Genomic DNA, 15785 nt, shown 5'->3' on the forward strand with positions numbered 1-15785 from the left:
AACTGCCGGCGCCAGTCACCTGCGCGTCACAGGCCCAGCACCAACAAAAACCCGGCGAGCAAGCTGCACAAGCCGAACAGACGGATCTGGCCATCGCTCATTTGCACCGCTTGCAAAAATACCTGGCGCCACAACTGAGGGTTCAGAAAGGGCAGCAGCCCTTCAAACACCAGCATCAGCGCCAGCGAGCCGAGCAACAAATCGCTCACCGACGCCCCGCCGGTGCCGCTGCCCCCGAGCCCCGCATGACACGGAAGAAGTCACTCGACGGATCGAGCACCATCACGTCAGACTTGCTGCGGAAGCTCGTCCGGTACGCTTCCAAGCTGCGGTAGAACTGGGCGAACTGCGGATCGCGGCCAAACGCACCGGCGTACAGCGCGGAGGCTTCGGCATCGCCTTCGCCCTTGATTTTTTGCGCGTCGCGGTAAGCATTGGCCAAGATCACTTCGCGCTGCCGGTCGGCGTCGGCGCGGATTTTTTCGCCTTCGGCTTGGCCGGTAGAGCGCAACTCGTTGGCCACTTGCTTGCGCTCGGACTCCATGCGCCGATACACCGAATCGGTGATGTTGGCGACAAAATCGGCCCGTTTGATGCGCACATCCACGATCTCAATGCCGAACGACTTGGCTTCATCGGCCAAGCGAGCTCGCACGTCGTTCATGACCTTCTCGCGCTCGGTGGCCAGCACCCCCCCGACATTGCGCTTGGTGATTTCCTCGTTGAACGCCGCTTGCACCACGGGGCTGAGGCGGTTTTCGAGGTTGCGAATGTCGGTGCCGTTGTTGCGAATGAACTGGCGCGGTTCGGTGATGCGCCACTTCACCAGCCAATCGATCACCAGGCTTTTCTTTTCGGCGGTGAAGATTGGACGGGTCTCGGGGCTGTCCAGGGTTTGGATGCGTTTGTCGAGAAACACCACGTTCTGGAACGGCGGCGGCAGTTTGAATTTCAGGCCGGGCTCGGTGATGACTTCCTTGATTTCACCCAAGGCGTAAATCACCGCCACTTGGCGCTGATCGACCACGAACAGGGTTGATGACGCCAGCATCAAGGCCAGCATCGCCCCACCCACCCACACGGAAATGCGATTCATCTTCAAAGTCTCCTGGCGGTGGTGTGAACTCAGCGGCTTTCGCGCTCGCGGCCACGCGAACCATCACGCGAACGGACATCCGCCGACGCAGCGGCGTCCGCCCCGCCATTGGCTGCCGGAGCCGACGCCGGAGCCGCCGCCGGCGCCAAATTCGGGCCCGATTGCTGCACCAGTTTGTCCAGCGGCAGGTACAGCAGATTGGAGCCACTGCGGCTGTCCACCATCACCTTGGTGACGTTGGAGAACACTTGCTGCATGGTGTCGATGTACAACCTGTCTCGGGTGACGGCGGGGGCTTTTTGGTACTCCGTCCACACCGAGGTGAAGCGCTGCGCGTCCCCCTCGGCTTGCGCCACCACGCGGGATTTGTAACCCTGCGCTTCTTCCATCAACCGCGCTGCCGTGCCTTGTGCCTTCGGGATGACCTCGCTGGCATAGGCTTGTCCTTCGTTTTTGAAGCGGTCGCGATCCGCACCGGCACGCACCGCATCATCGAAAGCGGCTTGCACTTGCTCGGGCACCTGCACGTTTTGCAGGTTGACGTTGGCCACCACCACGCCGGCGTTGAGGCGGTCGAGCTGGGCTTGGATCAGCTTGACCAAGTCGGCGGCGATGCCATCGCGGCGCTCGTACAGCACCGAATCCACCTTGCTGCGCCCGACGATCTCCCGCACCGCCGATTCGCTGGCTTGCACCACGGCTTCGTCCGGGTTGCGGTTTTCGTAGAGGAAGGCCCGTGCATCCTTCAGCCGATATTGCACGGTGAAGCGGATGTCCACGATGTTTTCGTCCTGCGTCAGCATGGACGACTCGCGCAGCCCCGTGGCCTGCACCACCGCCGTGCGGCCCACTTCGACGGAGCGCAGTTGCGTCACGGCCACCGTTTCGTGCTGCTGCACCGGGTAAGGCAAACGCCATTGCAAGCCGGCGCCCACCGTGCTGGTGTACTTGCCGAACGTGGTGATCACCGCTTGCTGGCCTTCTTGGACGATGAACACGCCGCTGCCGGCCCAAATCAGGGCCACCAAGCCGGCGATCATGCCGAGCCCGAAGCCGGCGCCCTTCATGTCGGGCGGCGGGCCCGGATCGGCTGGCGGCTCTTGGCCGGAGCCTGGGCCGTTGGCGCCGCCTTTGTTGTTGAACATGTCGCCCAACTTGCGGTTGAAGTCGCGCCACAGCTCGTCCAAGTCGGGCGGGCCGTCGTTGCGGCCATTCTGGTTGAGCACGAGCAGGCGGCGGCCAGAGCCAACCAGCAGCGCGTGGCTGGCCTGCGTCAGCGCGGACAGCCGGTGCCCGAAGCCGGGATGGGCGAAGGAGGTGTCAGGCATGGTCGTGTGATGAATGAAGGGCGAGGTCTGGCACGGGTGTCCCATCGGGCAAAGTGGCGACGTTCGGCGCATTTCGCAAGGCCTGGGCTTGAAGATGTTCCCCGATCACGGTACGCAACACATCCAAACCCTCACCGGTGAGGGCGCTGACGAACACCCGATCGACCCGGCCGCCGCCCGGCAGTTCCAACTGATCGCGTGCTTGGCGCGGTTGTTGGCTGGGTTCGAGCAAATCGCGCTTGTTGTAAACGAGGATCTGCGGCAAGTTGGCCGCGCCGATTTCCTCCAGCACGCGCTCGACTTCGATTTTTTGCTCGAACAACACCGGGCTGGCCGCGTCGATGACGTGCAGCAGCACATCGGCTTCGGCGGCCTCCTGCAACGTGGCTTGGAAGGCTTCGACCAGTTTGTGCGGCAAGTCGCGGATGAACCCCACCGTGTCCGACAGGGACACTGAGCGCCCCACCTCACCGAGGTAGAGCGAGCGCGTGGTGGTGTCCAGCGTGGCAAAGAGCTGGTCGGCGGCGTAGGCACGGGCCTTGACCATGGCGTTGAACAGCGTGGACTTGCCGGCGTTGGTGTAACCCACCAGCGACACGCGAAACGTGCCGCTGCGCTCGCGTGACCGGCGCTGTGTGTTGCGCTGGCGCTTGACCTTCTCCAAACGCACTTTGACGGACTTGATGCGCTCGTCAATCATGCGGCGATCGAGTTCGATCTGCGCTTCGCCGGGGCCACCGCGATGGCCGACGCCGCCACGCTGGCGCTCCAAGTGGCTCCAGCGCCGCACCAAACGAGACGCCAGGTATTGCAGTTGCGCCAGTTCGACTTGCAGCTTGCCTTCGTGGCTCTGGGCCCGAGCGGCAAAAATTTCGAGGATCAGCGCCGTGCGATCCGCCACTGGCACGCCGAGGTGGCGCTCCAAGTTGCGCTGCTGGGCAGGCGACAGGGGCTGATCAAAGATGACGCCGTGGGCGTCGTGCAGCGTCACCAACTGCTTGATTTCATCGGCTTTGCCGACGCCCACAAACAGCGCCGGATCGGGCGCTTTGCGTTTGGCGATGACTTTGGCAACAACCTCATCGCCAGCCGATTCGGCCAGCAAGGCCAGCTCATCCAGCGTGGGATCAAACGAAGCGCCGGGGCCGAAATCGACCCCGACGAGAACGGCCCGCGCCGCAGCATCGGCCGGCGCGGTGGACGTGGTGGAAACGGTCAAGATGGTTTGATCGGTTCAGTGCAGCCGATCAGCCGGGCGACGGGGTTCAGTTGTCGCCGGCGTCGGCCGGGTGGAAGTTGACGGCGCGGCCAGGCACCACAGTGGAGATGGCGTGCTTGTAGACCATCTGGGTGACGGTGTTGCGCAGCAGCACGACGTACTGGTCGAACGACTCGATGTGGCCTTGCAGCTTGATGCCGTTGACCAGATAAATCGAGACCGGGACATGCTCCTTGCGCAGCAGGTTCAGGAAGGGGTCTTGCAGGAGTTGTCCTTTGTTGCTCACGATATGCTCCGTGTTGTGAGAGGGGTTCAACGGAAATGGCGAAGTGGCACGTTATCACAGCCACGCAAACCGTTTCGCAAGGGGGATTCCCTCCCTGGCACCAGGGGACTGGGTCGGATGCGGTCAGGGGCCCGACTCGGCAAACGGGTTGTGCGAGCTGCGGAACTCCAGCTTCAGCGGTGTGCCCACCAGCTTGAAGTGCTCCCGGAACCGTCCTTCCAAATAGCGCCGGTACGCCCCATCGACGTGATCCAGCGAATTGCCGTGGATGACGATGATGGGCGGGTTCATGCCGCCTTGGTGGGCATAGCGCATTTTGGGTCGGAAGCTGCCGGCGCGCTTGGGCGCTTGGTGCTCCACCGCTTCATGCAGAAGCCGTGTCAGCACCGGGGTCGGCAGCTTGCGGGTGGCCGACGCGTGCGCGTTGGCAATCGCCTTCCACAGCGGCCCCAAACCCTGGCGCTTGATGGCCGACATGCGGACGATCTCCGCAAATTTCAAGAACGCCAACCGGGTTTCGATGGAACGTTCCAGTTGTTCGCGCTGGTAAGCGTCAATCGCGTCCCACTTGTTGATGGCGATGACCACGGCACGGCCTGCCTCCAAGATGTAGCCGGCGATGTGCGCGTCTTGCTCGCTCACACCCTGGGTGGCGTCCACCATCAGCACCGCGACGTTGGCGTCGGCCACGGCTTGCAGCGTCTTGACCACCGAGAATTTTTCGATGGCCTCAAACACCTTGCCTTTGCGGCGCAGGCCGGCAGTGTCGATCAGCTCGTAGCGTTGGCCATCGCGCTCCAGCGGGACACGGATGGCGTCCCGCGTGGTGCCGGGCATGTCGAAGGCGATCAGGCGATCTTCCCCCAGCCAGGCATTGATCAGCGTCGATTTGCCAACGTTGGGGCGGCCCGTCACCGTCAAGCGAATGGGGGCGGCTTCGGCGGGCTCGTCGTCGTCCTCGGTTTCGGGGAAATCGACCAGCGCTTCTTCAATCAAACTGCGGATGCCTTGGCCGTGCGCCGCCGAAATCGGCAGCGGCTCGCCCAGCCCCAGTTCGTGGAACTCGGCCAGATGGGGCGATTCGACCATGCCCTCGGCCTTGTTGACCGTGAGAATGACGCGCTTGTTGGCCTGGCGCAGGAAGCGGGCGATGTCCGCGTCTTGGGCCGACAGCCCCGTGCGCACATCGGTAACGAAGATGACCACATCGGCTTCGGCCACGGCCTGGCGCGTTTGTTTGGCCATTTCCTTGACGATGCCGGTGGACGAATCCGGCTCGAAGCCGCCGGTGTCGATGACGATGAATTCGCGTTTGCCCAGGCGACCGTCGCCGTAGTGGCGGTCGCGTGTGAGGCCCGCGTAGTCGGCCACGATCGCGTCGCGGCTCTTGGTCATGCGGTTGAACAGGGTGGACTTGCCGACGTTGGGCCGTCCGACCAGAGCGATGACAGGTTTCAAGCGTTGCCTTGGAAAAACAAAATCAGGAGGCGTTGACGCGGTAGGCGAAGACACCGCCCCGGCGCGTCACGGCCAGCAGGGTGTCGTTGGGGGCCACGCGCACGGCGATGACCGGTGAGCCGTCGGTGTTGAGGCGCAGCAAGGTGCGGCCATCGTCGCGGGCCAAGACATGCAGGATGCCTTCGCCATCGCCCACCACCACAGCATCCCGCCAGCGGGCCGGGGCGCTCAGCGTGCGGTACAGCAAGGCATCGATCGACCACGCCAAGGTACCGTTGCGGCGCCGGTGGGCGCTGAGTCGATCCATGTCGTCGGTGCTGAACAGCAGCTCGGCATCGGCAGCGATGGGTTGGCCGCCGGTGCTGTTGGCCGTCCACTGCACGCGGGTGGTTTGGGCATCGACACACCCGACGGTGTTTTGGAAGGAGCGCAGGCAGAACACGCTGCCATCGCGCACCGCTGGCCCGACCAGATCGGCCAGGCGTTCGACTTCGTTGGTGCCGCGTGGCGAGGCCATGGCCACATCCCAGCGAATCTTGCCGCTGAGCGGGTCGAGCCCCAGCAAGCGCGCACCTTGGCCGACCAGCAGGGTGTCCTGATAAGGCACCAACACACCGGTTTGCAGCAGGGCCAACGGATCGCCCGGGCGCTTGAACGTCCACAACAATTGGCCAGCGGCGGCATCAAACGCCCGCACGGTGCGGTCGGTGCTGAGCACGAACACGCGCTCGCCAGCCAGCAGCGGTGGTGTCATGACGCGCCCGACCAAGGGGGAACGCCACAGCTCGCGGCCTTGCTGCACCACAACGAGGTGGTTGGTGTCGCGGGTGACCACGGCCAAACGCTGGTCGCCACTGCCCACCGCCGCACTCAACGGCGACTTCAGATCCAGCGACCATTTGACCTCGCCCCGATCCAGCGACACCCCACGCACGATGCCACTGGACGCCGCGACGATGAGCTCATCCCCCTTGATCACGGGGATCAGCGGAAAACGAACCTCCTCGGTGCGCAGCGACCACACCTGGCGCGCCGCGAATGCGGGGGTGTAAGCCTTGAGCGGCGTCGGATCGGGCCGGGTGGATGAGCAGCCGGCCAGCAACGCCAGCGCCGTGAATGCGGCCCCCAGCGCCCGCGAACCCCAACGCCGGGAGGTCATGACGCCTCCTTCACGGTCACGCTGGCGGGCTGGGGCTCGGCGCCTTGGGCGGTCAGTTTGGCTTTGATCACGCGGCGGTATTCGAGCCGATCCGGCAAGGCCGTCCAGGCCGCCGTCCAGGCTTTGACGGCCTCGGCGGTTTTGCCTTGGGCTTGCAACACGTCGCCGCGCCGATCTTGCGCCAGGGCGGTGAAGTCGGGGGCCGTCACGGCGTCGAGGTGCTTGAGCGCGTCGTCGTAGGATTTTTGATCCAGCAGCAGCCCGGCCAAGCGCAGATGCGCCACTTGGCGATGCCCCTCGTCGTGCGCGTTTTGGGCCACCCAATCGAGGGCGGCCCGTGCCGGATCGGCCTGACCGCCATCCACCAGCACCCGCGCTGCCAACAGACCGCCTTGGCCGGCCACCGCTGTGCCGCCGAAACGCTCTTTCAGATCACCGAACACCTTCTGCACTTTGGGCACGTCTTTGGCCTGCGCCGCTTGCTCCAGCTCGTCGAACATGGCCGTGGCCTTGGTGGCTTGCTCACGCTGCCACCAGTTCCAGCCATTCCACGCCGCGAAACCTGCCAGCACCAGCGTGATGACCCAGGTGATGAGGTTGCCGTACTGGTTCCAGAAGGCTTTCAGCTCGTCGAGCTGTTCCTGCTCTTGCAGGTCGAGATTGCTTGCCATGCGTGCTCAGTATGCAGAAAGCCCGACCAGTGGCCGGGCGAGAAAACGATTATCGAGCCGAACTCAACCGCGCAGGCTGGCGGCCCAATCGGCGGCCTCGGCCAGCGGGCGCAGCGTCTGGGCGATGCTGGCGTCGCGCAGCGATTTCACCGTCACTTGGCCTTGCGCCAGCTCGTCGCCGCCAAACACCAAGGCGTAGCGCGCCCCACTGGCGTCGGCTTTCTTGAACTGCGATTTGAAACTGCCCTGCCCGCCCGGCCCCGCCGCGTGCATTTGCACCGACACGCCCTGCGCCCGCAGCGCTTCCACCGTGGTGATCACCTGCGGCAACGCGCCGACGTCGGGCACGATGGCGTAGGCGTCCGGCACGGGCGTGGGCACCGCCACCCCGGCGCCTTCGAGCAGCGCCAGCACGCGCTCGATGCCCAAACCCCAACCCACCGCCGGCGCGGGTTTGCCGCCGATTTGTTCGATCAGCCCGTCGTACCGACCGCCGCCGCACACGGTGCCTTGCGCGCCCAGGCGATCCGTCACCCACTCGAACACGGTGAGGTTGTAGTAGTCCATGCCGCGCACCAGGCGCGGGTTGATGCGATACGGCTGCCCGACCGCCTCCAGCGCCGCCCGCACTGCATTGAAGTGCGCCAGCGAGGCTTCACCGAGGAAGTCCATCAGCTTGGGCGCCGCTTCCACCAGGGCTTGCATGGCCGGATTTTTGGTGTCGAGGATGCGCAGCGGGTTGCTGTAGAGGCGGCGTTGGGCTTCCTCGTCGAGCTGCTCGCGGTGCGCCTCAAAGTGGGCGATCAGCGCCGCACGGTGCGCCTTGCGCTCCTCGGGCTGGCCCAGGCTGTTCAACTCCAACCGCACATCGGTCAAGCCCAACTCACGCCACAGGGCACGCGCCATGAGGATGACTTCGGCGTCCACATCCGGCCCGGCGAAGCCCAGCGCTTCGACGCCCACTTGGTGAAACTGGCGATACCGCCCTTTTTGTGGCCGTTCGTGGCGAAACATCGGGCCGATGTAGAACAGGCGCTTCGGGCCGTCGTACAGCAGCGAATGCTCGGCCACGGCACGCACCACGCCGGCGGTGCCTTCGGGGCGCAACGTCAGCGGATCGCCGTTCAACCGGTCTTCAAAGGAGTACATCTCCTTTTCGACAATGTCCGTCACCTCACCCAAGCCGCGCACAAACAACGGCGTCGGTTCCACGATGGGCGTGCGGATGTTCAGATAACCGTAACGGCGCATGACGCGGCGCACCGCGTCTTCGAGCCATTCCCAGCGCGCCGAATCCGGCGGCAGGATGTCGTTCATGCCTTTGACGGCTTTGAGTTGTTCTGCCATGAAAAATCGTGATGCTTAACTCGACGCGCCAAACCGGCGCTCGATGTACTGTTCAACCAGGGTCTGGAACTCGCGGGCGATGCCGTCACCGCGCAGCGTGAGTGCTTTTTGGCCATCGATGAACACGGGGGCGGCTGGCGCTTCGCCGGTGCCGGGCAGGCTGATGCCGATGTCCGCGTGTTTGCTCTCACCGGGGCCGTTGACGATGCACCCCATCACCGCCACCTTGAGCTGCTCGACGCCGGGGTAGCGTGCGCGCCACACCGGCATCTGCGCACGCAAAAAGTCGTCGATTTGTTTGGCCAGCTCTTGGAACGTCGTGCTGGTGGTGCGGCCACAGCCGGGGCACGCGGTGACGCTCGGATTGAACGTGCGCAAACCCAGCGATTGCAGAATTTCCGAAGCCACCACCACTTCCTGGGTGCGCGACTCGCCCGGCTGCGGCGTGAGCGACACGCGAATTGTGTCCCCAATGCCCTGTTGCAGCAGGATGGCCAGCGCTGCCGTCGAAGCCACCGTGCCTTTGGTGGCCATGCCGGCTTCGGTCAGGCCCAGGTGCAAGGCGTAGTCGCAACGCGCCGCCAAGCCTTGGTACACCGCGATCAAATCCTGCACGCCGCTGACTTTGCAACTGATGAGAATTTGATTCGGATCGAGCCCCAATTCGACCGCCTGCGTCGCCGAACCGAGCGCCGACTGGATCAGCGCTTCGTACATCACCGATGCACCCGCCCACGGCTGTGTGCGCTGGGCGTTGGCGTCCATCATGCTGGCCAGCAATTCTTGGTCGAGGCTGCCCCAGTTCACGCCAATGCGCACCGGCTTGTTCCAGCGGCACGCCGCTTCGATCATTTGGGCAAACTGCTTGTCGCGCTTATCGCCCTTGCCGACGTTGCCAGGGTTGATGCGGTACTTGGACAGCGCCTCCGCACAGGCCGGATGTTCGGTCAGCAAACGGTGGCCGTTGTAGTGGAAGTCCCCGACCAAGGGCACGTCGATGCCCATGCGGTCCAGTTGCTCGCGGATGTAAGGCACCGCCGCCGCCGCTTCGGGCGTGTTCACGGTGATGCGCACCATCTCCGAGCCTGCCTGCGCCAGCTCTTTCACCTGAATGGCGGTGGCGATGGCGTCCACGGTATCGGTGTTGGTCATGGACTGGACGCGCACCGGGGCCGTGCCCCCCACTGTCACCACACGGTCGCCCCACACCACCCGCGCTTGGCGGCTGCGACGCGGCAAAGGCATGGCCGGGGCGATGGGCTGAGCGCCCCCGAGTTCGTCATTCATGCACAACCTCTGAAAACAGAACGGGGTTTTACTGCGAGGCCGCAGGCGCGGGCGCAGGCGTTGGCACCGCAGGCTTCTCCGGCACAGCCGGCGTCTCAGTGCGCCTGACAGGTGCAGGCGCCGACGCAGCCGCCCGCGCCGATCGACCAACCCACGCCCCCGACGCACTGCGGTACGCCGACGACGCACTGCGCGCCACCGACGCGGCTGGCACGGTCGACACCGCCCCCGGCAGCGCCGCTGGCGGTGCAAGCCCTGCCGCTGCTGGCCCGGACGCTGGCCAAGGTGACGCACCCGTGGCGGGCAGTCGATCACTGGCAATGGGCTCGGTCGAAGGTGCGGGCGCCAAAACGGGCTCTTCCACCACCGTCGTCGCGGCAGCGGGCTGACTGAAACGGGCACGCACCTGATCCACCCAGCCGCTGGGCAGGTTCCAAAGCACCACCGCCCCCACCACGAACGCCAAGGTGATCAAGGTACCCGCCCGCTGCTCACGCAACATCCCGCCCCACAGGCGCCGGGAACCAAACTCCTGCAAGGGTCGGTTGAGGCCCATGGCCGCCGAGTCCAGCACCTCCATCTGGGTCTGCTGGGGTAACAGCGCCAGCACGGGCGCAGCTTCCGCACGCATCACCCGGCACGCCGACAGCGCCAGCGCACGCACAAACGTCATGCTTTGCAACTCGGCATACCGATCGGCTTCCAGCGCCTCCAGCTTGCGCTCGGGCACTTTGAGGATGCGCGCCAATTCGCTCAAGTCCATGCCGCACGCCAAGCGGGCTTCTCGCAGCAGCGTGCCAGCGGTCTTGCCGGCGGCGTCTGGCATGGACGCTGACGCGCTGTCCACGGCACTCCCGGACGGAGAAGAGGTGTTATCGGTCATCGAACTGGCCCTTTTCGTACAACTGGGCTTCCGGTGAAGTGGCAAACTGGGTCGCCAGCTTGCGGCCAAACTGACGCATTTGCGTGAACTGCTGGGCTCGGCGCTCGATCCGGATCGCCAACCACAGCGACTGAGCGTTGGTCGTCTCCTCGACGGCGTTGACCCTCCGCACATAAAACCGCGCACGATCGTAATCGCCACGGCGGTACAGCACTTCGGCCAAGTTCAGGTTGACGGACGGATTGCCAGGATCCATCTCGAACGCCTTGTGCAGCGTGCCCTCGGCCTCTAACAGCCGTCCGTCACGCGCCAAGCACACGCCCTGAGCCAAACGGGTGCGGGCCACGGTGCGGTAACTCGGCAACATGACCGCCTGCTCGAAACGGGCTTGGGCGTCACTGAACCGACCGCGCTGGCAGAGGTACCAGCCATAGTTGTGCAACACGTCGCCATTTTGGCCACTGCTCATGCTGACTGCCCGCGCAAAACTTTCCTCGGCCAGGCCGTGTTCCTCCATGGCCGCGTAGATCAGCCCGCGCAAGTTCAGCGCAACCGCATCGTCAGGCCGCGCCACCAGCACCTGCTTGACTTCGTCCAGCGCCACCGTGTGCTGCCCACGCGAAAAATACGCCGTGGCCAACTCCAGCCGCACATTGGCCCGCCGATCCATCGACGTCTCATCCGAGGCCGTGCGCACGTCGCTGTTGGTGCTGGTGCAACCCACCACCGACATCACAACGGCCACCACGCCCCCCAACTGCCACAACCGATCCCAGGTGATGTCACGCATGCCCCGTCTCCCGCAAAGCCATGATGCGCAAGGGCGCCCGCTGACTGAACCGCTCGACCACCCGGGTGCGATCTTGCACCTCACCGGCCAACTGGCCGCAGGCCGCATCAATGTCGTCCCCACGCGTTTTGCGGATGGTGGTGACCACACCCGCGTCCTGCAACACCTTGGCAAAAGCGGTGACACGCTCACGCGGCGAACGCTTCAGGCCCGATTGTGGGAACGGGTTAAATGGAATCAGGTTGAACTTGCATGGCACACGCGGCGCTCCAGCACGGCCTTGCACCAGCGCCAGCAGGGCTTGGGCGTGCGCGTCGGTGTCGTTGACGCCGTCCAGCATGCAATATTCGAAGGTGATGAAATCGCGTGGCGCCGCGTGCAGGTAACTTTGACAGGCGGCCATCAGCTCGGCGATGGGGTACTTGCGATTGATGGGCACCAGATCGTCGCGCAGCGCATCCACGGGCGCGTGCAGCGACACGGCCAGGGCCACCGGGCAATCTTCGCGCAGCCGCTCGATCATCGGCACCACGCCCGAAGTGGACACCGTCACCCGGCGGCGCGACAGGCCGTAGCCGTGATCGTCCAGCATCACCTTGAGCGCCGGAATCAACGCGCTGTAGTTTTGCAGCGGCTCACCCATGCCCATCATCACCACGTTGGTGATGACACGCTCGCTGCCCGTGCCCAAACGCTGGCGCAGGCTGTGCTCGGCGTGCCACAACTGGGCCAGAATTTCACCGGTGCTGAGGTTGCGGCTGAAGCCTTGGTGCCCGGTCGAACAGAACCGACATCCCACTGCGCACCCCGCTTGCGAGGACACGCACAGCGTGCCCCGGTCGTCTTCGGGGATGAAGACGCTCTCGACGGCGTTGCCGCCGCCCACATCGAACAGCCACTTGACCGTGCCGTCCGCCGAGACATGCTCGGACAGCACGGGCAAATCGCGGATCTCGGCCTTGCCCGCCAGCTTCTCGCGCAGCGACTTGGCCAAATCGGTCATGGCCGCAAAATCGGCCGCGCCTTTTTGATGGATCCAGCGGAACAACTGGGTGGCGCGGAAGCGCTTTTCACCCAGGGTTTCGCAGTAAGCGGCCAGGCCGGGCAAGTCGAAGTCAAGCAGATTGATCATGGAGGCAGCTCCTGCAACGCTGTGTTTCACTTTGACCCGGTCTGGCGCGCATCACGTCGGCGTGGGGCCGGCGATCAGCGCGAGTAGACGTTCATGCCCGGGAAGAAGAACGCCACTTCCACAGCGGCGGTTTCCGGAGCGTCCGAGCCGTGAACGGCGTTGGCGTCGATCGACTCAGCGAAGTCAGCGCGGATGGTGCCCGGCTCGGCCTTCTTCGGGTCGGTGGCGCCCATCAGTTCGCGGTTCTTCAGGATGGCGTTTTCGCCTTCCAGGCACTGGATCATCACCGGGCCGGAGATCATGAAGTCCACCAGATCCTTGAAGAACGGGCGGGCCTTGTGAACGGCGTAGAACTGCTCGGCTTCGCCGCGCGACAGGTGCACCAGCTTGGCGGCAGCGATCTTCAGGCCAGCGCCTTCGAAACGGGCGTAGATTTGGCCGATGACGTTCTTGGCAACGGCGTCGGGCTTGATGATCGAGAGGGTGCGTTCGATGGCCATGGTCAGGCTTCCTTGTGGTTCAAAACGGGCGCGCATCGGTGGCGCGCCTGGGACAAAACTGCGAATTCTAGCGGGCGGTGGTTGTTAACCCGGTGTCAACAGGGGCGATCAGCGCCCACCGCGCCGGCCACCGCCACCGCCGTTGCGGCCCTGGAGCTTGCGCACGAAGGCATCCCCGCCAAGGTAACCGACCGAGGTTTGCATCGGGTCGGGTTGGCGCGCCCCCCCCTTGTTGCCGCCCCGGCTGCCCTTACCACCCAGCAAGCCCTTGTTGCCTTGCACAAAACGCTTGTCGTAGGTTTGTTCCAGCGGGTTGGGGATGGGGCCGTTCTCCAAATCGTCTTCGTTGCGGCGCGGGCGACGCTCTTGCACGGCACGCCGGTCGAACGTTTGTTGCAGCGGGTTGGGAATGCGCGACGGATCGCCGTGCTCACGCGGGGCGTTGTCGTTGCGCTCGCGGCGCACGGGTTTGTCCTTGCGGGCGGGCTTGTGGCCGTCGGCACGGTCGGCACGTTCAGCGCGGTCGGGGCGCACGTTGCCTTCGGCCAGACGCTCCGAACGCTCCGCCCGTTCCGGGCGCTCGGCCCGTTCGGTACGCGGTGGGCGAGCGTCGTCGCGACGCGACCCCCGGTTGTTGCGCGCACCGCCACGGCCTTCGTCACGCTCGGCACGTTCCGGGCGCTCTTGGCCGGTGAGCAGGCGCAGGGCCTTGGTGTCGTCCTCACCCAAATCGACCCACGCACCGCGCTTCAAACCACGCGGCAACACCACGCAGCCGTAGCGGATGCGGATCAGGCGGCTCACCGTCAACCCCACCGTGTCAAACAGCTTGCGCACTTCGCGGTTGCGACCTTCGGTGATGACGACGCGATACCAGCGGTTCACGCCTTCGCCGCCGCCGTCTTCAATGGACTTGAACGCCGCCGCTTGACCCTCGATCTCCACCCCTTGCAGCAAACGCTCACGCGCTTCCTTCTCCAAACTGCCCAGCACGCGCACGGCGTACTCGCGTTCCACACCGAAACGCGGGTGCATCAGTTTGTTGGCCAGATCGCCCGACGTGGTGAACAGCAACAGGCCTTCGGTGTTCATGTCCAGACGGCCCACCGATTGCCACTTGCCTTGCATCAGGCGCGGCAGCTTGCGGAACACCGTCGGGCGCTGCTGCGGGTCGTCCAGCGTCACCACCTCGCCGACCGGCTTGTGGTACGCAATGACCCGAGGCGGCGGCGGGGCGATGCGAATGCGCACCGGCTTGCCATCCAGCGCCACCCGATCGCCAAACGAAACGCGCATCCCCGTGTGGGCCTTTTCCCCGTTGACCGTCACCCGCCCTTCTTCGATGGCCTGCTCCATGTCCCGACGCGAGCCAATGCCGGACTGAGCGAGGACTTTGTGCAGCTTGGGCGCGTCCACATCGGGCAGCAACACCCGCTTGTCGGCCACGGCGGCTTCGACCGGATGGTCATCGCCAGCGCCGTCTTCGGCACCATCGAATTCACCGGCCAACACGCTGGCGAACACATCCTGCACGCCCACGGGCACCGAGGCCGGCGCTTCAGCAACAGAAGGAGCAACCTCCGCCGCCACCGTTTCATTCACCGCCGCAGGCGTTTCCTGTGGCGCAACGGTGTCCGGCACGACCTCAGCAAGCACCTCCACGGAAACCGGCTGGGGCGTGACCTCGACCACGGCCACCGGGGCGGCATCAGCGGCCCGGGCACGCGGCTTGCGCGGCGCACGGGGGCGCTTGGGGGCCGGAGCGGTTTCTTCCGCTGCCGGGGTGCTCACGTCGGGCGCGGCGGCGGGGGCCACGGCATCGGCCACGGGGGCATCCGCTTCAGCGGCCACCGGGGTCACAGCGGTTTTGCGCACACGCGGGGCACGCTTGCGGGCCACCGGGGCCTCGGCAGCCGCAGTGGAGGAAGGGGCCGCGTCGGGGGCGGCAGAGGTGTCGGGGGTGTCCGGGTTCATGGCGTAGGCTCGCTGGGGACAGGAATCAGGGGAATCTGAGCAAGGGGGGCTGGCGCGGGTGACTCGGCACCTTCGGCGGCCAGCAGTTCGGGCAGTTGATCCAGACTGCGCAGCCCCAGGTCGTCGAGAAACTGGCGCGTCGTGGCGTACAGCGCCGGACGGCCAGGGCCGTCCCGGTGGCCGATCACCTCGATCCACTGCCGATCTTCCAACTGCTTGATGATCGGCGTGGCGACAGTGACGCCGCGAATTTCTTCGATGTCACCACGCGTCACGGGTTGGCGGTAGGCAATGATGGCCAAGGTCTCCAACACGGCGCGTGAGTAACGCGGGGGCTTGTCTGGGTTCAGACGCTCCAGGTAGCGGTGCATCTCCGGCCGGCTCTGGAAGCGCCAACCCGACGCGACCGACACCAATTCGACCCCACGGCCCGCCCAGTCCCGCGCCAGCTCGTCGAGCAAGCTGCGCAGGGTGTCGGCATTGAGCGCATCGTCAAACAGGGCCCGCAGGCGCCGCACCGGTAAAGGCTCGGGCGCACAGATCAGGGCAGTTTCCAGAATGCGCTTGGCTTCCTGAGTGTTCATCGAATCGGTATCGGCTGCACCATGCAGCAGGGGCCGACGGGCCCGCACTCGGGCGAGCTGACGGCCAGCAA

Annotated in this window: 16 protein-coding genes; all 16 read right to left on the reverse strand. The window is 65.2% G+C overall.

What is annotated here, in order from left to right; translation table 11 throughout:
• Positions 1-26: 26 nt before the first annotated feature.
• Complete coding sequence (locus VITFI_RS13540; RefSeq protein WP_089417414.1) at positions 27-209, reverse strand: DUF2065 domain-containing protein; 183 nt, start codon at positions 207-209, stop codon at positions 27-29.
• On the reverse strand, positions 206-1096 hold the full coding sequence (hflC, locus tag VITFI_RS13545) for a protease modulator HflC (RefSeq protein ID WP_089417415.1): 891 nt from the start codon (positions 1094-1096) through the stop codon (positions 206-208). Before hflC ends, VITFI_RS13540 begins: the two co-directional genes overlap by 4 nt.
• Before the next feature lie 29 nt (positions 1097-1125).
• Positions 1126-2424 (reverse strand): FtsH protease activity modulator HflK, encoded by a 1299-nt coding sequence (gene hflK / locus VITFI_RS13550; protein WP_198301483.1) that lies wholly within the window; start codon positions 2422-2424, stop codon positions 1126-1128.
• The gene (hflX, locus tag VITFI_RS13555; protein WP_089417417.1) at positions 2417-3643 is read right to left on the reverse strand and encodes a GTPase HflX; all 1227 of its coding nucleotides are present in this window, start codon (positions 3641-3643) and stop codon (positions 2417-2419) included. The genes hflK and hflX overlap by 8 nt, the downstream gene beginning before the upstream one ends.
• Before the next feature lie 46 nt (positions 3644-3689).
• Positions 3690-3929, reverse strand: coding sequence for an RNA chaperone Hfq (gene hfq, locus VITFI_RS13560; RefSeq protein ID WP_089417418.1), 240 nt, complete (start codon positions 3927-3929; stop codon positions 3690-3692).
• A gap of 123 nt (positions 3930-4052) precedes the next feature.
• Positions 4053-5387, reverse strand: coding sequence for a ribosome biogenesis GTPase Der (gene der / locus VITFI_RS13565; RefSeq protein ID WP_089417419.1), 1335 nt, complete (start codon positions 5385-5387; stop codon positions 4053-4055).
• 22 nt (positions 5388-5409) lie between these two features.
• Positions 5410-6546 carry a PQQ-binding-like beta-propeller repeat protein gene (locus VITFI_RS13570; RefSeq protein WP_089417420.1) on the reverse strand — a complete coding sequence of 379 codons (1137 nt, stop codon included), beginning with the start codon at positions 6544-6546 and terminating at the stop codon, positions 5410-5412.
• Positions 6543-7217 (reverse strand): YfgM family protein, encoded by a 675-nt coding sequence (locus VITFI_RS13575; protein WP_089417421.1) that lies wholly within the window; start codon positions 7215-7217, stop codon positions 6543-6545. The genes VITFI_RS13570 and VITFI_RS13575 overlap by 4 nt, the downstream gene beginning before the upstream one ends.
• A 63-nt stretch (positions 7218-7280) precedes the next feature.
• Positions 7281-8564, reverse strand: coding sequence for a histidine--tRNA ligase (hisS, locus tag VITFI_RS13580; RefSeq protein WP_089417422.1), 1284 nt, complete (start codon positions 8562-8564; stop codon positions 7281-7283).
• Between the two features lie 15 nt (positions 8565-8579).
• Entirely contained in the window at positions 8580-9809 is a 1230-nt protein-coding gene (gene ispG, locus VITFI_RS13585; protein WP_198301768.1) for a flavodoxin-dependent (E)-4-hydroxy-3-methylbut-2-enyl-diphosphate synthase, read from the reverse strand.
• 70 nt (positions 9810-9879) lie between these two features.
• Entirely contained in the window at positions 9880-10734 is an 855-nt protein-coding gene (locus VITFI_RS13590) for a helix-turn-helix domain-containing protein (RefSeq protein ID WP_089417424.1), read from the reverse strand.
• Positions 10724-11524 (reverse strand): type IV pilus biogenesis/stability protein PilW, encoded by an 801-nt coding sequence (gene pilW, locus VITFI_RS13595; RefSeq protein WP_157725691.1) that lies wholly within the window; start codon positions 11522-11524, stop codon positions 10724-10726. The genes VITFI_RS13590 and pilW overlap by 11 nt, the downstream gene beginning before the upstream one ends.
• On the reverse strand, positions 11517-12656 hold the full coding sequence (gene rlmN, locus VITFI_RS13600) for a 23S rRNA (adenine(2503)-C(2))-methyltransferase RlmN (RefSeq protein ID WP_089417426.1): 1140 nt from the start codon (positions 12654-12656) through the stop codon (positions 11517-11519). Before rlmN ends, pilW begins: the two co-directional genes overlap by 8 nt.
• Positions 12657-12730: 74 nt before the next feature.
• On the reverse strand, positions 12731-13156 hold the full coding sequence (gene ndk, locus VITFI_RS13605) for a nucleoside-diphosphate kinase (RefSeq protein ID WP_089418164.1): 426 nt from the start codon (positions 13154-13156) through the stop codon (positions 12731-12733).
• 108 nt (positions 13157-13264) lie between these two features.
• The gene (locus VITFI_RS13610) at positions 13265-15130 is read right to left on the reverse strand and encodes a pseudouridine synthase (protein ID WP_089417427.1); all 1866 of its coding nucleotides are present in this window, start codon (positions 15128-15130) and stop codon (positions 13265-13267) included.
• Positions 15127-15714, reverse strand: a complete 588-nt coding sequence (scpB, locus tag VITFI_RS13615) for an SMC-Scp complex subunit ScpB (RefSeq protein ID WP_089418165.1) — start codon at positions 15712-15714, stop codon at positions 15127-15129. The genes VITFI_RS13610 and scpB overlap by 4 nt, the downstream gene beginning before the upstream one ends.
• Positions 15715-15785: the final 71 nt, after the last annotated feature.

Source organism: Vitreoscilla filiformis (assembly GCF_002222655.1).
Taxonomy (GTDB): Bacteria; Pseudomonadota; Gammaproteobacteria; order Burkholderiales; family Burkholderiaceae_C; genus Ideonella; species Ideonella filiformis.